Origin of the sequence: Hyphococcus sp., assembly GCF_965267305.1 — a bacterium.
Lineage (GTDB): Bacteria > Pseudomonadota > Alphaproteobacteria > Caulobacterales > Parvularculaceae > Hyphococcus.
The window spans coordinates 3758658-3781794 of sequence record NZ_OZ253945.1; the positions used below are offsets into that span (position 1 = coordinate 3758658).

Genomic DNA, 23137 nt, shown 5'->3' on the forward strand with positions numbered 1-23137 from the left:
CCCGGCGTTAAGGCGGCGCCATCCGAAAAAGAGGTATTCCGATGGCCGATAAAACGCCGGTGCGCCGCGCGCTGATTTCCGTTTCCGACAAGACCGGTATTGTGGATTTCGCCAGGCGCCTTTCCGGCGCCGGCGTCGATCTCATCTCCACCGGGGGAACGGCGAAGGCGCTGCGCGAGGCGGGGCTCGCGGTCGCCGATGTTTCCGACATCACCGAATTTCCGGAAATGATGGACGGGCGCATCAAGACGCTGCATCCGCGCGTCCATGGCGGGCTCCTGGCGCTGCGCGACGACGACGACCATCTCAAATCCATGAGCGATCACGGCATCGGCGGCATCGAATTGCTGGTGGTCAATCTTTATCCCTTCGAGGAAACCGTAGCGAAGGGCGGCGACTTCGCCGAGTGTATTGAGAATATTGACATTGGCGGACCGGCGATGATCCGCGCCGCGGCCAAAAACCATCGCTTTGTCGGCGTCGTCACCGATCCTGCGGACTATGAGACCGTGCTTGCAGAGATTGAAAGCGACGGCGCCCTCAAAGACGAAACGAAACAGCATCTCGCCATGAAGGCGTTCTCGAAAACCGCCGCTTACGACTCCGCGATCTCACGCTGGTTCGCCGGAAAGCTTGGCGAGACCTTCCCCAAAGATTTTTCCATGGCGGGACGGCTCGACGCGGTGCTGCGCTATGGCGAGAACCCGCATCAGGAAGCGGCGTTCTACAAGACAGGCGACAAACGCCCCGGCGTCGCAAGCGCGAAACAGCTTCAGGGCAAGGAGCTGTCCTACAACAATTTGAACGACACCGACGCGGCCTACGAACTGATCGGCGAATTCGGCGCGGAAAGGCCCGCCGTCGCCATCATCAAGCATGCAAACCCCTGCGGCGTCGCGACGGCGGACGACATGCTGGACGCTTATCTCGCGGCGCTCCGCTGCGATCCGGTGTCGGCTTTCGGCGGTATTGTCGCGCTTAATCAGAGACTGACGGGCCCGGTCGCGGAAAAGATTATCGAGACCTTCACCGAAGTCGTTATTGCGCCGGAAGCCGATGATGCAGCCATCGCGGCGTTTGCGGCGAAAAAAAATCTGCGGCTTCTCATCGCTGACGGAATTCCATCGCCTGATGCTCCGGGCTTGGTCGTAAAACCGCTCGCTGGCGGCTTCCTGCTCCAGTCGCGCGATTCAAAAGTGGTGACGGAAAACGAACTGAAAGTCGTCACCAAGCGGGCGCCGACGGCGCAGGAGCTTTCCGACATGCTCTTCGCCTTCAAGGTTGCGAAGCATGTGAAGTCGAACGCCATCGTCTATGCAAAGAACGGCGCCACCGTCGGCGTTGGCGCGGGCCAGATGAGCCGTCTCGATTCATCGCGCATCGCCGCGCGCAAGGCGGAGGATGCGGCGAAAGCCTCAGGCGCGAGCGAAAGCCTCGCCAAAGGCTCGGTCGTCGCGTCGGACGCCTTCTTTCCGTTTGCGGACGGATTGCTGGCCGCAGCGGAGGCGGGCGCGACGGCGGTCATCCAGCCGGGCGGGTCCGTACGCGACGACGATGTCGTCAAGGCGGCGGACGAAGCCGGCCTCGCCATGGTCTTCACCGGCGCCCGGCATTTCCGGCATTAGGCCATCGATACCGTGTGAACGAAAATCCAGATCGCGCAGAACCACGCATATCCTGCGATGGTCACTTGGTGAATTCGTTTCTGTGTCAGAAAATCATAGGCGAATAGCGATGCAAACAAGCCGTTCCATACAAGCACGAAGAAGATCCACCAGTAAAAGTCGATTTGGCTGTCGGTAAGGCCGGCCATCAACGGTTCGAGCGGATCGAAAGCCCGCGACAGGATGGGTTCCAGCATATAAAGCGTTGCAATCAGGATAAGCCGCTTATGCCAGTCCGAACGCCCACGGTTGAGAATAGCGAGCAGCACCAGCGCCGAATAGCTCGGCAGCAACAGTCGGTTCGCCTTGACCAGCGGCGACATCGCATCCCAGCCCTTCCAGACGGCGGCGAAGACATAGAGCGTGGTGACCGTGACGCCGATAGCGGCGATGAACCCTGCGACGCCGAGTTTGCGGTGCAGGCGTAGATTTCCTGTTCTGACGAGATTGGCCTGCAAAAAGAAAACGATCATCCAGGTCAGGCAAAAAAGCCCGTGGATGACGAATTTTGGATCGCTGTTGGACGGTTGGCCAATATTCCAGAAGAGATTGTCGGAAAATCCCCAGACCGATAAGGCGAGGGTGACGGCGCTCACATAGGAAAAATAGTATTTCCTCATCCATGAACCGACGATGGCTCCGGATATAAGCTCGTTTGAACCCATCTTGAACGCCCCCCGGCCAACGCAGCGCGATGCGTCGCCGTCAGCTTAGAGGCATGCGGAGGCCGGCGATAGTCCTAATGCTTTCTGGCTTATCCGCAGACGGACTTACCGCGCCGTATCCGCCGCAAGCTCGTCGAGCCGGCGGGTGAAGAGCGAAAACTTGCCGACGCTGACGGGGCCGGTGAGATCGAGCGAGGCGGTCGACTCTTCATAGAGCGCAATCGCATCCTCGGCGGTTGCAGACCATTTCTCGATGACCTTGTCCGTCCATTTCGCCGGCGCGCCTTTGGGTTCGGCTCCGGCAGCGGCGATGATGCGCGCCGTGATGATGCGCTGGCGCGCGGTCAGGTCTTCGATGATCTGGCGGAGCGCAATCCGGTCGAAATGATCGGCGGGCGGTTCGGCCCGCGCCTTGTCGCGCATGGCGTCGATTTTGAACATACGGCCAACGGCGAAAAAGATCCCGCCGACAGCTGAATTGGACCAGCCCGTGTCGCTCGCCAGATTGACGATGTCGAACGCGAATTCGAGAGCCGGAATCGCCGCCGCCTCGCGGGCGATCTCTTCCGGCGCAGCATCGCCGATCCAGGCCTGACGGCGATCTTCGAGCGCGGCCGCCGCCTCGGCGGGCAGGATGTCGGGAAGGGCGGTTTTGAATTCGGATACCGCCGACTGATATTGTTCGACGACTGCGTTGAGGCCGTTGCGCGCGAGTTTTTCCTTCGCCTCAATGTCGCCAAGAAGATGGAAGGTCTGATCGCGCAACAGGCGCGAGGCTTCGAGATAAAGCCCCGTCTGCAACGACGCCGGCACGATATTGTCGAGGCTGTCGACGCAAGCCGCGAAATCGTTGAGGTTGAAAATCCGCCGGACCGCCTCATAGGCGAGGGAGATCACCGCGAAATCGACGCCGCTCGTCTCAGCGGCGCGCTGCACGAAAGAAACGCCGCAAGTGTCGACGATCTCGTTGGAAAGCCGGGTCGCGATGATTTCCCGGCGCAGCTGGTGGGTGACGATGGAGCGGCCGAATTGATGCAGCGCGTCGGGGAAGTAGGCGACGAGTTCGCGCTCGAACAGGGGATCGTCCATGCTGTCGGATCGGGTCAGCTCGTCGAAAAGCCACATCTTCGCATAGGCGAGCAAGACGGCGAGTTCGGGGCGCGTGGGGCCGAGCCCCTGCTGGCGCATGACCCCGAGACGTTCCTGATCGGGAAGATATTCGATGGCGCGATCGAGCCGGCCCTCACGCTCCAATGTCGTCATGAAACGCGCATAGACGTCGAGATCCTGAGGCGCCGTCTCCTCCATCTGGGTGATGGCGCGCGTCTGGTCGTAATTGTGGCGCAGCACATGAGTTGCGACATCTTCGGTCATGGAGGCGAGAAGGGGGTTGCGCTCTTCGCGTTTCAAGTCTCCATTCTCGATGGCGTTGGACAGAAGGATCTTGATGTTCACTTCGTGGTCGGAGGAGTCGACGCCCGCGGAATTGTCGATGGCGTCGGTGTTGATGCGTCCGCCGTTCCGCGCATATTCGATGCGCGCAAGCTGGGTGAAGCCGAGATTGGCGCCTTCGCCGATGACGGCGGCGCGAATTTCATTAGCGTCGATTCTCACTGCATCGTTCGCGCGATCGCCGACGCGCCAGTTTTCTTCATCCTCGGCTTTGAAATAGGTGCCGATGCCGCCGAGCCAGAACAGCTCCACCGGCGCCTTGAGGACAGCGCGAATGAGTTCGTTCGGCGTCAGTTCTTTATCCGTGATGCCGAGCAGGGCCTTGATCTCCGGCGTCACGGAGATCGATTTCGCCGAGCGCGGAAAGACGCCGCCGCCTTTGGAAATCAGTTTCTTGTCGTAATCCTGCCATGAAGACCGCGGCAGATCGAAAAGGCGTTTGCGCTCGGCCCAGGATTTCGCCGGATCGGGATCGGGATCGATGAAAATATCGCGATGATCGAAAGCGGCGACAAGCTTCGTCTGTTGCGACAGGAGCATGCCGTTGCCGAAAACGTCGCCAGACATGTCGCCGACGCCGGCTGCGGTGAAAGGTTCGGTCTGGATGTCCTTGCCGATTTCGCGGAAGTGACGCTTCACGGCTTCCCACGCGCCGCGGGCGGTGATGCCCATGACCTTGTGGTCGTAACCGGCCGAGCCGCCGGACGCGAACGCGTCGCCAAGCCAGAAGCCGTATTCTTCCGAAATCGCATTCGCCGTGTCGGAGAAGGCGGCTGTTCCCTTGTCAGCCGCAACGACGAGATAAGGATCGGGATCGTCCCAGCGCACGAGGCGCGGCGGCGTCACCGGCGCGCCGGCGACGATATTGTCGGTGAGATCGAGAAGCCCGCGAATGAAGACCTTGTAGGCTTCGCGGCCTTCCTCGTAGATTGCAGCGCGGTCGCCGCCCGCTGGCAATTGCTTCGGATAAAACCCGCCTTTCGACCCCGTGGGCACGATCACGGCGTTCTTGACACGCTGCGCCTTCACTAGACCGAGAACTTCGGTACGGAAATCCTCGCGACGGTCCGACCAGCGAAGGCCGCCGCGCGCCACCGGGCCGAAGCGCAGGTGAACCCCGTCGACCCGCGGACCGGACACGAAAATCTCGCGATAGGGTTTGGGTTCGGGAATCTCCGCGACTTTCGAGCTGTCGACTTTGAATGAGATATAGGATTTGACCGAGCCGTCGACGAGGCGCTGATAATAGTTGGTGCGGGTGATCGCTGCGAACAAAGTGCGATAACGGCGGATAATGCGGTCTTCATCGAGACTGGCGACGTCGTTGAGCGCTTCTTCGATAGCCGCGTCTGCGGCTTCTACATCCTTAATGCGCGCGTCGGCGTTAGATGGTCCATCCGGATTGAAGCGCGCATGGAACGCGGTGATAAGGAGCCGCGCGATCGCCGGATGATTGGCGAGCGCCTCCTGAATGTAGATCAGCGAATAGGCGAAGCCCGCCTGCAGGTGATGCTTCGCCGCGGCGCGAAGAAGCCACGCCTCGCGCCAGTTGACGCCGGCGGTGAGCACCAGTTCGTTGAAACCGTCGTCTTCAGTGCGCCCTTCGAGCACCGCAAGGATGGTTTCCTCGAACGCTTCCTTCACCTCGTCGAGAGTGATCGGTTGTCCGCTCGCCTGCTCGGTGTTGAAGTCGTGGATCCAGCAGCAATCCTTGCCCTCGCCATAAGGCGAAACTTCATGGCTCGCCTCCTGCAGCACGCTGAGGCCCAGATTTTCAATGGTCGGAATGAGCTTCGAGAGCGTCATCGGCTCCCCGCGCTTGTAGATCTTGATGCGCACGGCTTGCGGGCCGTCGCCGGATTTACGGTAGGCGCGCACCACCATGGGCGCTGCATCGAGTTGTTCAAGCGCTGCAATGTCGGAAAGGGTTTCCGACGGCGATGTACGTTCGCGATAGCCCGCGTCGAACGCCTTTTCGTATTTCGCGTAAAGCGCCGCCGGCGTCGCGCCGTCGTGGGCCTCGCGCATGGTTTCGAGCAGCCCGTCATTCCAATTGCGGCAGATCTGGCGCACCTGCCGGGTGAGTTCTGTCAGGCCCGGACCTTCAGGCGCGCCCGGCGTGATGCCGATGATGTAGTGAACGCGCACCAGCGACGCGTCGCCGAAGAACGGCGTGAATGAGAGAACCCGGCCGTCAAATGTATCGGCGAGCAAATCTGCAACGCGCTCGCGGATATCCGAATTGAAACGGTCGCGCGGCACATACAGAAGCGCGGAAATGAACCGGTCGAAACGGTCGCGGCGCAGGAACAGTTTGACGCGCGGGCGCTTGTAAAGACGCAGTATGCCGAGCGCGGTTTCGGTCAGCGTTTCCACATCGACCTGGAAGAGTTCGTCGCGCGGGCAGGATTCGAGAATGTTGATCAGCGCTTTTTCGTTATGCCCGCCCGGCGCGAAGGCGGTGCGTTCGAGAACGGCGTCGACCTTGGCGCGGATCAGCGGAATGTCGGAGGCCGGGCGGTTATAGGCTTCCGCCGTGAAAAGGCCGACAAAAAGCTCCTCGCCGATGGCCGTCCCGTCGGGCGCGAAATTCTTGACCGCCACATAGTCCATATAGACGCGGCGGTGGACCAGCGACTTGGTGCTCGATTTGGCGACAAGAATAGGCTCTTTCGAGGCGAGGAAAGAGGCGACCGCCGGGGACAATTGTCCGTCCGGCTGGAAGGTGGACATCAGGACGTTGCGGCCCGGCGCCCGCAGGATGCCGAGATCCTTTTCCGGATCGATGACCAGCTGCGCATCATCGCCGTCGCCGACCTTGTTGAAATGGCGCACGCCGAGAAAGGCGAAACGGTTGTCCCACAGCCATTTCAGAAACTGCACGGACTCGCGCTGCTCGTCGGGTTTGACGCCAGGCAGGCGCGAGCGTTCGAGTTGTGCGATGCAGGCGCCGAGGCGCGCACGCATAGGCTCCCAATCGTCGACGGCGATGGCGACATCCGAGAGGACTGCATCGAGTTCGTCGGCGAGCGCTTCGATTTCGTTTTCCATGACCGGGGGATCCATCTCCACATGGATCATGGATTCACGGAACGCCGCCTGCGGCGCGTTGGGCTCGCGTTTGCCGCTTTCAGTTCTGGCGATGGCGATAACCGCGTTGGAGAAAAAGCTTACCGGCTTGCCGTGATCGGAGAGCGCTGCGGAAATTGAGTCGACGAGGAACGGTTTATCGTCGGTGACGATGTCGAGGACCATGCGCTTTTCGGTCCAGTTTTTTCCCTCTTCGATGCGCAGCGAGATCTTGCTTTCGCCGGGTTTGCGCGTATGGGCGTGTTTCCATGCGACGACGGCGCGGGCGAGAAGCGATTGCGGTTCCGACCAGATCTTGTCTTCGCCCGTGGCGTAAAGAACGAGCTGTTCCAGATAGCTTTTGAAGGCCGGCGTCAATTCGCCGTTTTCGTCCGCGTCGCCGGCCTTTTTCTTCCGGGCGAGCGCAAGGACGTCTTCTAGAATCTGGCTATCGGTGTCGGTGATAAAGCCCTCGGGCATATCGCTTCCTTTGCGATGGGATTTTGGCCGCCCTCATAACGTGAAGGCTTTGAAAATGTCTAACGAAAACCATGTGAAATCGGCACGCAGCACATATGCCGCGCCGGCGCCTGCGAAAATGCTGCAATAGCTAAATAGTTCTTAATAAAGCCGCGAAAACATCAGGCGAAAAGAGGCTTCAACCTTGCGCCGTTTTCGAGCCCGGCGCTGCGCCGATGCCCGCGCCAGCAGAGCCGACGCGCCGCTCAACCTCGCGTCTGAGCACAGATGTGCGCGGATAGCGCTTGGCGGCAGACTTTTCGAGATATTGGTTGGCGAGATAGAGACCGGAAATGCTAAGAACCGATATCGCCAGCGCGCCGCCGACAAGCCCCATATCGCCTGCGCGGAGCCCGGCAAGGAGCGCAAAAGCTGCGCCCGGAAGCGCCAGCGCCGCCGCGCTCGGCAAATGCGCCGATAGCATCAGCGCCGTCACAAAGGCTGCAGTCACTGAAAGCCCGAGAATCTGGATGCCGAAAGCTGCAGGCGCGCTCGCGGGCGCCAAGAGGATCGGAGCCGAGGCGAGAATGACGCCAAGGACGCTGAGACTCGCCGTGAAGGATGCGCGCCAGCGGAAAGGCCGGGATGTCATGTGCTCTCCGGCGCGGAAATCGTTTCTGAGACGGCGGGTCACCCAAAGGGCGGCGAGCATCATCAGCGCCCAGGCTGTCGCGCGCGCCGGATAGGCGCGTCCCGCGATTATCGCGAGATAGATCGAAACGCCGGCGACAAGGGCGAGACCCGGGCCGCTCCAGCGGGAAAGAATGTCGATGAGATTGAGCCGGGCGGCGCGGGAAAGACCAGGGCGGCGGCGCGGCCGCGGCGCGCCGGCGTTGCGGGCGATCTCTTCCTGCAGCTCGCGAACCGATTTGCCTTGCAATGATGCGCTTGTCATGCGCGGTCCCCTTCCCAATGTCTCGTTAACCCATCGGAGGCTTCAATCCTTAATGAAAGATTAAAGCGCTGAAGGGAAAGGCTGTGGGCTGATTTTCCCCGCGCGTCGAGACGCAATATCGGGTGAGGCGCTTAGTCTTCCTGCGGCGCCGCGAGAGAAACCCCGATATCGATTCCGACCTGGGCGAGATCGCCGCGCAGGACGAGCGCGTCCACATTGGTGGGATCGAGAGTGAGAGCGGCGACGACATCGTCGGCGGCGCGCTCATAGTCGCCGACAGCGAGCCGGCCCTTGCCGCGCAACACATAAGTCTCCGCGCTGACAAAGGCGCCCTCTTCGGCGGTGGAGACGGCGGTGACGACTTCCTGCCAGCGGTTCTGTGCGGCGTAGACCTTCGCAGCGGTAAGCTGCAGTTCCGCACTGTCGGGCACGAGCGCAAACGCCTGATTGAGGGCTTCCTCGGCGCGGGCCGGTTCTTCCGCCTCGAGCCAGGCTTCCGCCGCCTGAGACAAAAGCCGCGCGCGCACATAATCATCGCCAGCGTCCTTGCGCTGAGAGATTTCCTCAAGGCGCAGCGCCGCGAGTTTCGGGAAGCCGGCTCTCAAATCGGCAACGGAAAGACAATGGCGCGCCTCGGCGCCGCCGCCTTCGTCGACCCATTGCTGGGCGGCGATGCGGCCGAGTTCGAGATCGGCCTCGACGAGATTGACGCAGTCCGCGTAGCGCGGATCGATGGTCTCCGCAGGCGCGGCCAGGAGAAGGAGGAGAACTGCCAACATGCGCGCACTCTAGCGCGCCGGACGCGGCGAAAAAGAGGCGGCGCTTAAAATAGTTGAGGCCGCTCTATTCCGCGGCCTGCCGCGCCGTCGCATCGCCCTTTTGGCGGGCTTTTGCGCGTTTTCTGGCCGGCGCGTTTTTGGGCTTTTCGGCGTCAGCGCCGGTGTCCGGCTTCGCATCGCCCGACGCCGCGGCTTCGTTGCCGGCGACGGGTTCGGGCAGGAAGCAGGTGATGGTCGCGCCTTTTCCTTCCTCGGACTCCATCCTGACCCAGCCCTGATGCAGCTTCACGAACCGTTCCACGAGGGCGAGGCCGAGCCCGGCGCCGGCGGAGGGCCCGCGGCTTTCAAAGGCGTCGAAGGCGCGCGCCTGATCTGTGGGAGAAAGTCCGCGGCCGGTGTCGGAAACCCAGATCTTCACCGCCTTGCCGACGCGCCGCGCGCCGATGGTGACGGCGCCGCCGGGGCCCGTATAGGCGAAGGCGTTGGAGAGAAGGTTGAACAAGACCTGCTTGATGCGTTTGTCGTCGATTTCAGCCTCGCCAATGTCTTTCGGGCAATCGACTTTCAAGGTCACTTGCGTGTCTTCGGCTTTCAGCGCCGCGAAGGTGGCTGCGCTTTCGAGCAATTTGCGGATGTCGGTCTTCTTGAAATTCACGTCGAGCTGACCGGCGTCGATGGCGGCGAGATCGATGATGTCGTTGATGAGGTCGCGCAGATGATAGGACGCGGAAAGGATCGAGGCGATGTAATCCTTCTGCCGGTCGTTCAGGACGCCGAACATCTGGCCGTCGAGCATTTCGGAAAAGCCGATGATGGTCGAGAGCGGCGTGCGCAACTGATAAGAAACGTGGTCGACGAATTTCGATTTCAGGCGATCCGCATTTTCGAGAATGGCGTTGCGCTCTTTCAGCTCTTTCTCGCGTTCTTTCGAATCCGTGACGTCGAGGAAATGGGCGAGGGTCGCGCCGTCGGGGAGCGGCTCCGCGCCGATCGCAATGGTGCGCCCGTCCGCAAGGCGGATTTCGCGGAACTCGTAAGTCTGCCGGTCTTCATGCGCCTTTGAGACGATGGAGCGGCGCAGCGCGTCGAACGACGCATCCGCCTCGCGCGCGAGTTTTTTCAAGCCCTCGAGGATCGCGTCGATATGCGGCTGCGCGTCGAGATGGCGCCCGTCGAGCCGCCAGAGTTTCTGAAACGCCTTGTTGTAAAGCCGCAGTTTTCCGTCGGCGCCGAAAACAGCCACGCCCTCGGCGAGATTGTTGAGGGTCGCTTTCTGGACCTTGATCTGGGTGTTGAACTGCGCTTCGAGCGAAATCTTCTCGGTGATGTCCTCAAAGGCGAGCATGACGCCGCCGAGGGGGTGGCGCAGGCGCCCGACGCGGATGGTGCGCCCGTCAGGCAGGCGCCAGATCTCGTCCGGCGCGCCGCCAAGACGCTCTGCGCCCGGTTCCGCCAGACCTTCCGTATAAAGAGCAAGCTGCTTTTCCTTCCATTCGTCATAATCGGAAGGTTCGGGCAGGCGGCCCTTCATGCGCAGATGGTCGAGCACCTCGCCATGATAGACGCGGCCCGAAAGCTCCGCGTCGTCGAGGGACCAGAGGTCCTGGAAGGCGCGGTTGTAATAGATGAGGTTCTGGCTCGCGCCGAAGATCGCGACGGCGGTCTGGATCTGGTCGAGCGTGCGCTGGTTCGCCTCGATCTGCTGTTTCAGATCGCTTTTCGCCTTGTCCTGTTCGGTGATGTCGATGGCGACGCCGCCCAGCGCCGCATCGCCTGAGCCGTGGAGCGGCGTTTCGACGATGCGGAAGACGCGCCGTTCGCCGCGCGAGTTGATGACCGCACGGCCTTCATTGGCCTTGCGCTCCGTCGCGGCGGAGGCGGCGAGTTTCTTGATGGAGTTGTCGAGTTCGATCTGCTGTTTGATGACGTCGGCGGCGTTGGGCGCCTCGACGATGTCGGCATAGGCGCGGTTCACCCACACAAGCTGCAGGTCTGCATTGCGCCGCCAGGCGGGCACCGGCGAGCGTTCGAGCAGGGCGTGGGCGCCGTGAAGATCGACCGCGCGTTCGCGGAAGGCGCCGATAACGGCCCCGTCTTCGGCCATGCGGACGGCGGGGTCGGTGATCCAGAGCGCCACCTGTCCGCCGGCGACGCGGCCATCGACTTCGATGGAGCGACCGTCGGCGGTGACCACATTGCCGGAGAAAGCGACGCCATGGGCGCGCAAGTTTTTGATCTTCTCGCGCAGTGGCTCGGGCTTTTCCGCCTCGTCGTCTTCAAGAGGAAGGGCCCCCAACGCGTTCAGCAATCGTGTGACGGGAGAGGCCTTTGCGTCTTCGTCCTTGGTGGAAAAGGAAAGAAGCGAGGCGAGGGCCGCCGGACCGCCGAGAATTTTCGGCTCTCCCCAGCCAGAGCTTAAAGACTCGCTGTCATCCTCCCAAACGAGGACGAGACCCGGATGCGCCGAGAGAACGGAGTCCGCCTTTTCAAGCCGCGCCTCCATTTCCGCGAGCGTGTCGGACCAGTGGAGCGACTGGTGGCGGGTCGCCGCAGAAACCCGCAGCGCCCAGATGACGGCGGCGACGGCGAGACCCACGGCGCCGGCGGCGCCCGCGACAACAGGATCGATTCCGGTGAGAAAGGACAAGGCGCCGCCTGCGGGTTCGGCGGCGTCCGTGGCATCCTGAGCAAAAGCTTGGGACAGGCCGCCCGACAGAGCGATGACCCCGGAAAGGGTCGAGCCCGCCATCAAGAACTTTGCGTATCGCCGCATTCGCGCACCTGTCCGCTTCGCGTCAGCAACTTCCGTCTTGGGCTTCTCCCCAACCGCTGAATACAGAGATTCGCGATATTTAGCGCTGCTGGCTCCTAAGCTGCGCAATATGGACTGCGTCGGTCTTGCGCCGCTAGGGCAAAAGGAGGGAATGGGGCCGCTGCTGCGATGAACTTTTCAACAGGTTGCGGCCCCCGTAAACGCTTATTCCTCAAGCTGAAAATTGAAACGCTCGATGACGCCGTAGCGCATGCCGCCATTGGCGGCGGGAGGATATTTCCAGCCGGAGACCGCCTTGATGACGGTGCGGTTGAAGCAGGCGTTCGGGGATTGAACGACTCGCGGCTTCACTACATTGCCTTCGGGGGTGACGTCGAATTCGACAATGACTGCGCCTGTGATGCCGCGCGACCGGCAGCTTTCCGGATAGGCTGGCGGCACCTTGATGGTCGGTCCGGCGATGACGCCCCCGTCGGTCGGCGGAATTCGCTCGATTTCAAACGGGCCCGGATCGACGGGCGTCCCGCCTTTCCGGTCCACCGGAGGAAACTCCAGCTCCGTCTCGGGCGGCTTTTTCTTAAGAACCTCGCGCGGCGGTTTGATTTCTCTGGTTTCCGTCTCTTTTATATCCGGCGTGATCTTGAGCTGCAGGCTGGGCTTTGGCGGGGGCAGCTCTTCGCCCCGGTCCTTGATGAGCTGCGCCATCATGAAGAACAGGCCCGCCGTAATCAGCGCGGCCATAGGCATGCCAAGTATCCATCTTATCAAGAACATAGCGCATTCCTTTCATGCGAAGGCTCAAGGGTGAGCCGGGCATAGCCGGAAGGCGCTGACGGCCACTCGATCACTAGCACGCCCCCGTGCTACAGTAGTCGCATATTAGCTATCTGCGACATTTGTGGCAACATGAATTCTGTTGGCATTGGCAAAAGGAATTGACGAAACCATAGCTCAATGGTTATGAATAACTCATAGCCAATAAGTTATGAGTTGAAATGCTAACTGCTCAAGACATGATTTTCCGGTCGCTCGCCGACCCGACCCGCCGGGCCATATTCGAGCGCCTGTGCCGAGGCGGAGAGCAGACCGTCGGCGCCCTGACGGCGGAGGCGGGCGTCTCGCAACCGGCCGTTTCAAAACATCTCGCGGTCCTGAAGCAGGCGGGCCTAGTCAAGGATCGCCAGGATGGACGCCAAACCCATTACAGCGCGCAGACCGGCGCGCTCGCGCCGCTCATCGACTGGACGGGTGAAATGACCGGCTATTGGGAAAACCGGTTCGACGCGCTCGAAGATCTGCTGAAAAGGATGGACCAATGACTGAAACGCTTTCTGTTGTGGTGGAGCGCGACATTCCCTATCCGCCGGAAAAAATCTGGCGCGCGCTCACCCAGCCGCATCTTCTCGAAGAGTGGCTGATGAAGACCGACTTCCAGCCGAATTTGGGCCATCGTTTCAAGTTCAGCGCAGAGTGGGGATCGGTCGATTGCGAAATTCTTGAAATCGAACCGAACAGAACGCTCTCCTACACATGGGGCGACACGCGCCTGAAAACGACTGTCACCTGGACGCTTACGCCCACGGAGAAAGGCACAAGCCTGCGCATGGAGCAGCAAGGCTTTCGCGAGGATCAGCCGCGTTACTATCAGGGCGCGAAAGCCGGCTGGCCGAATTTCTTTGCAAATCTCGAGCAGCTTTTGGCGAGCCTCAACTGAATAACAGAGCCGTCGGCGTGTGCGTAAACTAGGGAAGAGATCAATATGAAAATAAACAAAGCAATCCGGCAGGGGCACCGGTGGCTGTCGATACTGTTCACGGTCAGCGTCATCGCCAATTTCGCCGCCATGGCCCTGGGCGAGCCGCCCATGTGGCTGGTGTATTCGCCGCTGCTGCCGCTGGCCTTGCTGATGTTTAGCGGACTTTACCTCTTCGCATTGCCTTATCTCGGAAAAGGTCGCAGCGCGCCGCAAGCCGACATATAGGGGCGCTTAAGTGAGCGCGAACAAAAAAGGCCGCCTTTGCGGCGGCCTTTTCGTAACGCGGATGTCATCCGGCGTTAGTAGCGGTAGTGATCCGACTTGTAGGGGCCTTTGACGTCGACGCCGATATAATCCGCCTGTTCCTGCGACAGTTGGGTCAGCTTCGCGCCGATCTTGTCGAGATGGAGTTTGGCGACTTTCTCGTCGAGATGCTTCGGCAGGACGTAGACTTCGTTCTTGTACTGGTCGCCCTTGGTCCACAGTTCGATCTGCGCGAGCGTCTGGTTGGTGAACGACGCCGACATGACGAAGGACGGGTGGCCGGTGGCGTTGCCGAGGTTCAACAGGCGCCCCTGAGACAGAAGCAGCATGCGCTTGCCGTCAGGGAACTGGATCATGTCGACCTGATCCTTGATGTTGACCCATTTGAAGTTCTTGAGGCCGTCGACCTGAATCTCGTTGTCGAAATGGCCGATATTGCCGACGATCGCCATGTCTTTGAGCATGCGCATGTGATCGACGGTGAGGACGTCCTTGTTGCCGGTCGATGTGATGACGATGTCGGCGCGCGGGCAGCCCTCTTCCATGGTGACGACTTCAAAGCCGTCCATGGCCGCCTGCAGGGCGCAGATCGGGTCGATCTCGGTGACCATGACCCGCGCGCCGGCCCCGGCGAGCGAGGCGGCCGAACCTTTGCCCACATCGCCATAACCGGCGACGAGCGCGACCTTGCCGGCCATCATCACGTCGGTGCCGCGGCGGATGCCGTCGACGAGGGACTCTTTACAGCCATATTTGTTGTCGAATTTCGACTTCGTCACGGAGTCGTTGACGTTGATCGCCGGGAAGGGGAGCTGGCCTTTCTTCTGGCGCTGGTAAAGGCGCAGAACGCCGGTCGTTGTTTCTTCCGACACGCCCTTGATGTTGGCTTTCACCTTAGAGTACCAGCCCGGCTGGCTCGCGAGGCGGCGCTTGATGGTGGAGTAAAGCGCCTTTTCCTCGTCGTTCTTCGGATTTTCGAGAAGCGACGGATCTTTTTCGGCGTCGGCGCCGAGAAGGATCAAGAGCGTCGCGTCGCCGCCATCGTCGAGGATCATGTTGGCGGTTTCGCCGTTGGGCCATTCGAAGATCTTGTCGGCGAGGTCCCAATATTCCTCAAGGCTTTCGCCCTTGAAAGCGAAGACCGGCGTGCCGGCCGCGGCGATGGCGGCGGCGGCGTGATCTTGCGTCGAATAGATGTTGCACGAGGCCCAGCGAACTTCAGCCCCAAGCGCCTGCAGGGTCTCGATGAGGACCGCCGTTTGAATGGTCATATGCAGGGAGCCGGCGATGCGGGCGCCTTTCAGCGGTTGCTTGGGCCCGTATTCCTCGCGGGTCGCCATGAGGCCCGGCATTTCGGTCTCGGCGATTTCGATCTCCCGGCGGCCGTAATCGGCGAGATTAATGTCTTTGACGTGATAATCGTGGTGCGCGGGCGCGGTCATGTCGGTGATTCCCTGATCTGCTGAACAATATGAGCGGCGCTATAACAGGGGGCTCGCCCGCTGCCAAGGGCATATAAAGATTTCTTTATGTGCTTATTAAGAACCGGTAAACCACCGGCGCCGTCCTATTAGTAGTTATGACAGGCGCACCGTGGTAAACTGTGCTTCGGGAGAAAGTCACGGGTCCAGAAGTCGGGGAGCCTTGATGGAAATAGTCGTTTATGCGAGTGCGTCCGTGCTCGCATCTCCCGATCTCGAGTCGATTCTCGAGGTCTCGCGCCGCAATAACGGGTCCAACGGGCTCACCGGCGTGCTGCTCTTCGCCGAGGGCAATTTCCTTCAGGCGCTTGAGGGGCCGACAAGGGCGCTCGACAAGACCTACGCCAGGATCGTCAACGACGCCCGGCACCGGCAGATCATCGAGCTTTACCGCATGCCCATTGAGGAGCGGCACTTTCCCACCTGGTCCATGGGCTGTCCCATGCTCACAACGCCTCGTGCGCCTGCTGCTGCTTTTGATCTGACGCGGGATTCTCTCGAAGCGATGCGGCGCGACGATCGCGGCGAAGAGATTCTGACGCTGTTAAAATCCTTCTACAAAGTCGCCAATCGCAACGGCGCCTGATCATCGCCGCTTCTAGGCGCTGCTTATAGGAATGTCCGGACGCGCACGATTGCTTGCGAGACGCTCGCGCAATTGTGTGCAACGCCATATAACAATTTCATGTTATGAAAAAAATCGCTGGGCGCGAGTAAGCGGAGGAAATCCATGAGCATCAAAGGGCTTCTGTCATCGATTACGGCTGCCGCTCTCATGACGACGGCGGCGTGCGCAAGCAATCAAGCCGCGGATGAAGCCGGGGCCGATCCGCGAATCGGCGCCAAAGTCGACCGCATCTGTTTTGGCAGCACGATCAATGGCTGGAAAGACATCAAAGGCAAGGACAATGTCGTCTTGTTGGAGCGCGGCGTGAACGAATGGTATTATACGGAGCTTTCCGGCGCCTGCCGTTCCAACACCTTAAGATCGGCGCTGAGCATCGGAATCGACAGCATGCCGGCTGGCGGATGCGTGAGCAAAGGCGACGTCATCATCGTCAAAGACACTCCCGGCTTCACCCATCGCTGCTTCATCACCGGCATTTACGAGTGGGACGATGACGCCCCGGCGCCGGAAGAAGAAACCGATGACACGATGTAAGCGACGGCACGGCTTCAGAACCGTGCGTCATTCCGCATCAAGGATCGCGTTCAGCCCTTCGCGGTAGGTCGGGTATTTTAATTTAAACTCGAGCGCGTCTATCAATCGCTGGTTCGAGACGCGCTTGTTGTCCGCGTAAAAACTTTTCGCCATGGGCGAGAGGTCCGCCTTTTCCAGTGCGATTAAAGGCGGCGGGTCGACCCCGAGAAGCGTACAGGCGTATTCGATGACGTCCTGGGGCGGCGCCGGTTCGTCGTCTGCGAGATTGTAGATATCGTGAAGGCGAGGGCGCTCCATGCTGGCGGCGAGCGCGGCGGCGATGTCGTCCACATGCATGCGCGAAAAAACCTGGCCTTCTTTGTAGATGCGTTTCGCCTTACCCTCGCGCACCGTATCGATGGCCGACCGGCCCGGCCCGTAAATGCCGGGGAGGCGAAAAACGATCAGCGGCAGGTCATGTTGATCCGCGAGCGCCAGCCAACTCTTTTCCGCTTCGATACGGCGAAGCGAGCGACTGCTCGCGCCGCGCAGCTCGCTTTCCTCCGTCACCCAGCCGCCGTCATAATCGCCATAAACCCCATTGGTGGAGAGATAGCCGATCCAGCGGAACTGTTTCGCGTTTTCGGCGATCGCTTCTGACGCGGCTTTGAACGCGGGACATCCGTCATCGCCCGGCGGCGTCGAGATGAGAATGGCGTCTGCATCTTTGAGCCATGACGGATCGAAACCCTCATTAGTCCATAGATGCGCGTCGATCTCGTCTTTCGCCATCGCCGCCGCTTTTTCCGGCGATGTCGTCGTGCCGGCGATGCGCCAGCCGTCAGCACGTTTCAACGCGGCGAAGGCGCGCGCCGTATAGCCGTAGCCGAGGCACAAGAGTTTGGGAGCGTCGGTCATCAGGAAGGATCAATATTCGACTTCGGGGCGAAAGCTGCTATGGCAGGTTCATATTATAAACATGTCGATACGCCATGCACCGATTGTTTGTCGCACTTTCCCTGCCTGAAATCGTCGCCGATGCGCTCACCACCCTTCAATATGGCGTTGAAGGGGCGCGCTGGCGTCCGGAGGAGAGTTTTCATCTGACTCTCGCTTTCATCGGCGAGGCGGACCGCCACGGCTTTACCGCCGCGCTGGACGCCTTGTCAGGCATAGAGGCGCCTGCGTTCGAGATGCGGCTTTCGGGCGTCGGAACCTTCGGCGATAAAAACCCCCATGCCTTATGGGCGGGCGCTGACGCGACGCCGGAGCTTTTGCATCTGCAGGCGAAAGTGGAGACTGCTTTGCGCCGCTCAGGCTTCAATCTCGAAAAGCGCAAATTCAAGCCCCATGTGACGCTCGCCTATCTGAAAGGCACGCCGCAGGATGCGGCGGAGCTTTATGCGGCTCAGCACGGGCTTTTTTCCTGCGGGCCGTTTCCGGTGGAGGATTTCCACCTTTACTCGTCGCAGCTCGGCAATGAAAACAGCGTCTATCAGATCGAAGCGAGCTATGCGCTTTCATCTTCCAGATAATCGAGAAATCCTTCGGCGCCGCGTTCGATGAGATCGAGCACGCGTTCAAATCCGTCATGACCGCCATAATAAGGGTCGGGCGTCTCGCGCGTGTCGCAATCGGCGAAGTCGAGAAAGAGGCGAATGTCGCAGGTCCGGTTCGGCGGCGCCATATCGAGAAGATCCGTATGGTTCGACAGATCCATGGCGAGGAGATAATCGAACTGATAAAAGTCAGACAGATCGACCTGCCGCGCGCGCTGATAGGAAATGTCGATCCCGCGCTTCGCCGCCGCTTTCATCATGCGCGCATCGGGCGGATCGCCCGCATGCCAGCCGCCCGTGCCGGCGCTGTCGATGGTGACATTGACCCCGCGTTCTTTCGCCCTGGCGCGCAAGACGCCTTCGGCCGCCGGAGAGCGGCAGATATTGCCAAGGCAGACAAAGAGGACGCTTTTCATGTCACGTTTCCGAGTGGCGGCGCCGGCGGGGGTTTTTCCTGACGGCGGTGTTCGCTTAATCTCTCTCCGGGCGCAAGATGCACGTTAACAGTCAAACAGGACAGGATTCATGACAACGACACTCTCGTCTTCCATAATTCCCGCCGTCAACAACATGTTTTCGACGCTGGATCATCTTCTCGTCAAAGCCGCAGAACGCTGTGAGGCGACCAAGGTTGAGGAAGGCGTCTATCTCAATTGGCGCGTGACGCCAGATATGTTCCCTCTTGCGACCCAATTCCGGTTCGCGACGGAAATTCCGGCGCGCGGCCTTTCCCGGATCGCGGGCGCGGAGATACCTAGCTTCCCCGATGACGAGGCGTCTTTTGAGGAACTGCGCGCGCGAATCAAAAAGGCGGGGGATATTATTGCAAAGCTCGATGCGTCCGCGCTCGACGCCAACCCGGACGCCGACATCACCGTGCCTATGGGGCCGGAGCGCAAGGTCACGCTGCCGCGGGGCGCTTTCGCCCATCAATGGATCATGCCCAATCTCTATTTCCATGTGACGACGGCCTATCTCATCCTGCGCGAGCTTGGGATCGACATCGGCAAGAAAGATTATCTGGCCGGTCTCGCGCGCTATATCAGCTAGCAACAAATGCCCCTGCCTAAAAACATCGTTGTCCTCACCGGCTCCGGCATATCGGCGGAGTCGGGCGTCGCGACCTTCCGCGACAAGGACGGTGTTTGGGCGAAATACGACTATCGGGAGGTGGCGACGCCGCAAGGCTTCGCCGCCAACCCCGTGCTGGTGCATGAATTTTACAACGCCCGGCGGCGCGCCTTGCCATCGGTCGCGCCTAACGCCGCGCACAAGGCGCTCGCCGACCTAGAGAAGGCGCTCGCGGCGCGGGGCGGACGCCTGACCCTCGTCACGCAGAATGTGGACGATCTTCACGAGCGCGGCGGATCGAAAAACATCCTGCATATGCATGGCGAACTCCTGAAAGCCGAATGCGCGTCTTGCGCCGCGGTAACCTCTTGCGGCGAAGATCTGTCTGTGGAGTCGGCCTGCGCCACATGTGGACGCGCGGGGGGCATGCGGCCTCACGTCGTCTGGTTCGGCGAAATGCCGAGACATATGGAGGAGGCGGCTGACGCGATTGCAACCGCCGATCTTTTCGTTTCCATCGGGACGTCAGGATCGGTCTATCCGGCGGCTGGTTTCGTCGCCGAAGCGCGGGCGCTCGGCGTTCCGGCGATGGAGCTCAATCTGGAGCCGTCGGAAAACGCGCATCTCTTCACCGACGCCCATTACGGGCCTGCGACAGAAGTCGTCCCGCAATGGGTGAGGAATGTGCTTGAGGCGAACTGAGGCTTTTGCGCCTCACTTCGCCGCTTCCGCCGCCTGTTAGGGTTGTCGCGCGCCGCGCTCGCGCTCTAGGCTGATCCCCAATGAGGGAATCATCCGGGGTGCTCCAATGAAAAAGACGATTGCGTTTATCGCGGCGTTCGCGCTCGCGCCTGTCTCCGTTTTTGCGCAGGAAGCGGAGGGCGAGACTAAAAAAGAAGATAAATGGGACGTCATGGCGCCGCCGCTGCCAACCCGCGATGTCGGGATCGATGTCCGCGAAGGCACCTGGATGAGCCTTGATGTGAGCCCCGACGGGCGGACTATCGCCTTCGACCTCCTCGGCGACATCTACACGATCCCCATGGCGGGGGGCGAGGCGACATCCATTGCGGGCGGCATGGCCTGGGAAATCCAGCCGCGCTTTTCCCCCGACGGCAAGAAACTCGCTTTCACCTCCGACCGCGCGGGCGGCGACAATATCTGGATCATGAACGCCGACGGGTCCGACAAGCGTCAGGTGACCAAGGAAAAATTCCGACTGTTAAACAACGCCACCTGGGCGCCAGACGGGCAATATCTCGCAGCGCGCAAGCATTTCACGACACAGCGCTCGCTCGGCGTCGGTGAAATCTGGCTTTATCACATCTCCGGGGGCGACGGCGTGCCGCTGGTCAAGAAGCCCAGCGAAACCCATCAGAAAGAACTGGGAGAACCGATTTTCTCCGCAGACGGAAAATACATCTATTATTCGCAAAACGTGACGCCGGGCGCGACCTTCATCTATGCGCAGGATTCCCATGGCGATCTTTTCAACATCAACCGTTACGAAATGGCGACGGGCGAGATCACGACAGCCGTGTCCGGTCTCGGCGGTTCGGTGCGGCCAACCCCGTCTCCCGATGGCAAGCAGATCGCCTTCGTCCGCCGCGAACTCGCGAAATCGAAACTCTATGTGAAAGACCTCGTCTCCGGCGCCGAGCGCAAGATCTATGACGATCTCGATCAGGACATGCAGGAAACCTGGGCGGTGCAGGGCGCCTATCCGAATATGGACTGGACGCCGGATTCGAAAAGCCTCGTCTTCTGGGCCGGCGGCAAGATCCGCCGCATCAATGTCGCCACCGGCGCGGTCTCGGACATTCCCTTCCATGTGAAGGATACCCGCGCGGTGATCGATCCGCCGCGCCCGCAAGTCGATGTGGCCCCGGATAGTTTCAAAACCCATATGCCTCGCTTCGCAGCGGTCTCGCCAGACGGCAAGCGCGCGGTTTTCGAATCCGTCGGCAAGCTCTATGTCAAAAACCTTCCCAACGGCGAACCGCGCCGCCTCACCAATGCGCGCGACGGGTTCGAACTTTTCCCGTCATGGTCCTATGACGGATCGCGCATCGTTTATGTCTCGTGGACCGACGACGGTCTTGGCGTCATCCGCATAACGAGCGCCGGCGGCGGGTCGGGCCGCGCCGTAACGCGTGAGCCGGGCCATTACCGACGCCCCCGCTTTTCTCCCGATGGCCGCACTATCGTTTTTGAAAAAGGATCGGGCGGCTATCTAACCGACAGGGAATGGTCGGAGGCGCCGGGGGTTTACACGGTTCCCGCCAGCGGCGGCGCCGTAACCAAAGTTACGGATGAAGGATCGAACCCGCATTTCGGTGCGAGCAACGACCGCGTCTTTGTCACGCGCTTCGAGGATACGACGGCGAAACTCGTCAGCGTCAATCTCAGCGGTGATGACGAACGCCTCCATGCGTCGGGCGACCTCATTAATGAGTTTCAGGCCTCCCATGACGGCAAGCATCTCGCCTTCACCGAAAACTACAACGCCTTCGTCATGCCCATGACGCCGGGTCCTCAGGAAGTCGGCGCCGGGCGCTCGGCCTCTGCGCTTCCCGTGACGAAAGCAAGCGGCGGCGGCGCAAGCTATATCAACTGGTCGCGCGGCGCATTGAACTGGTCGCTGGGGCCGACTCTTTTTTCCGCCAAGGTTGCGGATATGACGCCGTCGGCGCCGAAAACCGAAGATGAGGACGCGCCGTCCTATGAGCCGCCGTCCAGCGGCGCCGATCTCTCCATGACGTTCACGACGGACAAACCCGCCGGAACCGTGGCGCTGGTCGGCGCGCGCATCATCACCATGGCTGAAGAAGATGGCGGCGTGATCGACAACGGGATCATTCTCATTGAAAACAACCGCATCACGGCGGTGGGGTCTGCGGCGGCGGTCTCCTATCCGGCGGGGACGCCCACGGTCGATCTTTCCGGCAAGACGATCATCCCTGGCCTCATCGACGCCCATGCGCACGGGCCGCAGGGGACGGACGACATCATTCCGGAACAGAACTGGTCGGCGCTGGCGCATCTGGCGCTCGGCGTGACGACGATCCATGACCCGTCCAGCTCGGCGAGCCATATCTTCTCCGCGTCCGAATATCAGCGCGCCGGAGAAATCCTTGCGCCGCGCCTCTATTCATCGGGCGAGGTGGTCTACGGCGCGAAGGCGCCGAGCGTTTACGCCGTCATCGACAGCTATGAAGATGCGCTCGCCCATGTGCGGCGGCTGAAAGCCCAAGGCGCTCATTCCATCAAGAATTACAACCAGCCCCGGCGCGAGCAGCGCCAGCAGGTGGCGGTTGCAGCGAATAACGAGAATATCGCCGTGGTGCCGGAGGGCGGGTCGCTCTTCCATATGGACATGTCGCTGATCGCCGACGGCAACACCACCGTCGAACACAACATCCCGCAGGCGATGCTCTATGAAGACGTGTTGAGCTTCTGGGAACAGACCAAGGTCGCCTACACGCCGACGCTCGTCGTCACCTATGGCGGGCCGGCGGGCGATCCTTACTGGCGCCAGGCGATGGATGTGTGGCGCCACCCGATCCTTGCCGCGCATGCGCCGCCGGGCGTGCTCGCCGCCGGCTCCGCGCGCCGCGAAAAGGCGCCGGAAGAGGATTATGTGGACCAGGTGAGTGCAAAGACCGCAAAGATGCTCGCCGACCGCGGCGTCATGGTCTCCATCGGCGCCCACGGACAGGAAGAAGGCCTCGCCTCGCACTGGGAGATCTGGTCCTTCGCCCGCGGCGGCATGAGTCCGCTCGAAGCCTTGAAAACTGCGACCATCACTCCGGCGAAAGCGCTCGGCTTTTCCAAGGACATCGGCTCGCTCGAGCCGGGCAAGCTCGCCGACCTTATCGTCCTCGACGCAAACCCGCTCGATGACATTCAGAACACGGATGACATCAGCCATGTCATGCTGAACGGCCGTCTCTATGATGCGGCGACCCTGAACGAGGAAACGACAGGCGACCGCAAACGCCCGCCTTACTGGTGGGAATAGAAACCGTACTACCGCGAAAATGAAAAAG

19 protein-coding genes are annotated in these 23137 nt (G+C 60.9%); 10 read left to right on the plus strand and 9 right to left on the minus strand.

What is annotated here, in order from left to right:
• Positions 1–41 precede the first annotated feature (41 nt).
• Positions 42–1625: a bifunctional phosphoribosylaminoimidazolecarboxamide formyltransferase/IMP cyclohydrolase gene (gene purH / locus ACQY5P_RS18225; protein ID WP_428408297.1), complete on the plus strand. Its 1584-nt coding sequence runs from the start codon at positions 42–44 to the stop codon at positions 1623–1625.
• On the opposite strand, the gene ACQY5P_RS18230 is transcribed toward purH, so the two are convergent.
• From ACQY5P_RS18230 to ACQY5P_RS18255, 6 genes are all read right to left on the minus strand, one after another.
• On the minus strand, positions 1622–2329 hold the full coding sequence (locus tag ACQY5P_RS18230) for a hypothetical protein (RefSeq protein WP_428408298.1): 708 nt from the start codon (positions 2327–2329) through the stop codon (positions 1622–1624). The genes purH and ACQY5P_RS18230 overlap by 4 nt on opposite strands.
• A 105-nt stretch (positions 2330–2434) precedes the next feature.
• Entirely contained in the window at positions 2435–7330 is a 4896-nt protein-coding gene (locus ACQY5P_RS18235; RefSeq protein WP_428408299.1) for an NAD-glutamate dehydrogenase, read from the minus strand.
• Positions 7331–7508: 178 nt separating this feature from the next.
• The gene (locus ACQY5P_RS18240) at positions 7509–8264 is read right to left on the minus strand and encodes a hypothetical protein (protein ID WP_428408300.1); all 756 of its coding nucleotides are present in this window, start codon (positions 8262–8264) and stop codon (positions 7509–7511) included.
• 131 nt (positions 8265–8395) lie between these two features.
• Positions 8396–9043: a tetratricopeptide repeat protein gene (locus ACQY5P_RS18245; protein ID WP_428408301.1), complete on the minus strand. Its 648-nt coding sequence runs from the start codon at positions 9041–9043 to the stop codon at positions 8396–8398.
• Between the two features lie 64 nt (positions 9044–9107).
• The gene (locus ACQY5P_RS18250; RefSeq protein ID WP_428408302.1) at positions 9108–11792 is read right to left on the minus strand and encodes a PAS-domain containing protein; all 2685 of its coding nucleotides are present in this window, start codon (positions 11790–11792) and stop codon (positions 9108–9110) included.
• A gap of 228 nt (positions 11793–12020) precedes the next feature.
• A complete protein-coding gene (locus ACQY5P_RS18255; protein ID WP_428408303.1) occupies positions 12021–12590 on the minus strand; it encodes a TonB family protein in 570 nt (189 codons plus the stop codon).
• A gap of 221 nt (positions 12591–12811) precedes the next feature.
• Here ACQY5P_RS18255 and ACQY5P_RS18260 point away from each other — a divergent pair, with 221 nt between their 5' ends.
• The 3 genes from ACQY5P_RS18260 to ACQY5P_RS18270 are packed head-to-tail and all read left to right on the plus strand — an operon-like array spanning position 12812 to position 13797.
• Positions 12812–13135 carry an ArsR/SmtB family transcription factor gene (locus tag ACQY5P_RS18260; protein ID WP_428408304.1) on the plus strand — a complete coding sequence of 108 codons (324 nt, stop codon included), beginning with the start codon at positions 12812–12814 and terminating at the stop codon, positions 13133–13135.
• On the plus strand, positions 13132–13530 hold the full coding sequence (locus ACQY5P_RS18265; protein WP_428408305.1) for an SRPBCC family protein: 399 nt from the start codon (positions 13132–13134) through the stop codon (positions 13528–13530). Before ACQY5P_RS18260 ends, ACQY5P_RS18265 begins: the two co-directional genes overlap by 4 nt.
• A gap of 45 nt (positions 13531–13575) precedes the next feature.
• Positions 13576–13797, plus strand: a complete 222-nt coding sequence (locus tag ACQY5P_RS18270) for a hypothetical protein (RefSeq protein WP_428408306.1) — start codon at positions 13576–13578, stop codon at positions 13795–13797.
• A gap of 74 nt (positions 13798–13871) precedes the next feature.
• Here the strand turns inward: ACQY5P_RS18270 and ahcY are convergent, their stop codons facing one another.
• Positions 13872–15278, minus strand: coding sequence for an adenosylhomocysteinase (ahcY, locus tag ACQY5P_RS18275; RefSeq protein ID WP_428408307.1), 1407 nt, complete (start codon positions 15276–15278; stop codon positions 13872–13874).
• A 205-nt stretch (positions 15279–15483) separates the two neighbouring features.
• On the opposite strand from ahcY, the gene ACQY5P_RS18280 reads away from it, so the two are divergent.
• Together ACQY5P_RS18280 and ACQY5P_RS18285 are read left to right on the plus strand one after the other, a co-directional pair.
• The gene (locus tag ACQY5P_RS18280; RefSeq protein ID WP_428408308.1) at positions 15484–15903 is read left to right on the plus strand and encodes a BLUF domain-containing protein; all 420 of its coding nucleotides are present in this window, start codon (positions 15484–15486) and stop codon (positions 15901–15903) included.
• Positions 15904–16047: 144 nt separating this feature from the next.
• Positions 16048–16479: a DUF6491 family protein gene (locus ACQY5P_RS18285; protein WP_428408309.1), complete on the plus strand. Its 432-nt coding sequence runs from the start codon at positions 16048–16050 to the stop codon at positions 16477–16479.
• A gap of 27 nt (positions 16480–16506) precedes the next feature.
• Here ACQY5P_RS18285 and ACQY5P_RS18290 read toward each other — a convergent pair whose 3' ends face one another.
• Complete coding sequence (locus ACQY5P_RS18290; RefSeq protein WP_428408310.1) at positions 16507–17376, minus strand: SDR family oxidoreductase; 870 nt, start codon at positions 17374–17376, stop codon at positions 16507–16509.
• 74 nt (positions 17377–17450) lie between these two features.
• Here ACQY5P_RS18290 and thpR point away from each other — a divergent pair, with 74 nt between their 5' ends.
• Positions 17451–17993: an RNA 2',3'-cyclic phosphodiesterase gene (thpR, locus tag ACQY5P_RS18295; protein WP_428408311.1), complete on the plus strand. Its 543-nt coding sequence runs from the start codon at positions 17451–17453 to the stop codon at positions 17991–17993.
• Here the strand turns inward: thpR and ACQY5P_RS18300 are convergent.
• The gene (locus ACQY5P_RS18300; RefSeq protein ID WP_428408312.1) at positions 17969–18433 is read right to left on the minus strand and encodes a low molecular weight protein-tyrosine-phosphatase; all 465 of its coding nucleotides are present in this window, start codon (positions 18431–18433) and stop codon (positions 17969–17971) included. The two genes, thpR and ACQY5P_RS18300, sit on opposite strands and share 25 nt — an antisense overlap.
• A 109-nt stretch (positions 18434–18542) precedes the next feature.
• On the opposite strand from ACQY5P_RS18300, the gene ACQY5P_RS18305 reads away from it, so the two are divergent.
• From ACQY5P_RS18305 to ACQY5P_RS18315, 3 genes are all read left to right on the plus strand, one after another.
• Positions 18543–19067 carry a DUF1993 domain-containing protein gene (locus ACQY5P_RS18305; protein ID WP_428408313.1) on the plus strand — a complete coding sequence of 175 codons (525 nt, stop codon included), beginning with the start codon at positions 18543–18545 and terminating at the stop codon, positions 19065–19067.
• A gap of 6 nt (positions 19068–19073) precedes the next feature.
• Positions 19074–19790, plus strand: a complete 717-nt coding sequence (locus ACQY5P_RS18310) for an NAD-dependent deacylase (RefSeq protein ID WP_428408314.1) — start codon at positions 19074–19076, stop codon at positions 19788–19790.
• Between the two features lie 106 nt (positions 19791–19896).
• On the plus strand, positions 19897–23109 hold the full coding sequence (locus tag ACQY5P_RS18315) for an amidohydrolase family protein (RefSeq protein ID WP_428408315.1): 3213 nt from the start codon (positions 19897–19899) through the stop codon (positions 23107–23109).
• The last annotated feature ends 28 nt before the right edge of the window (positions 23110–23137 follow it).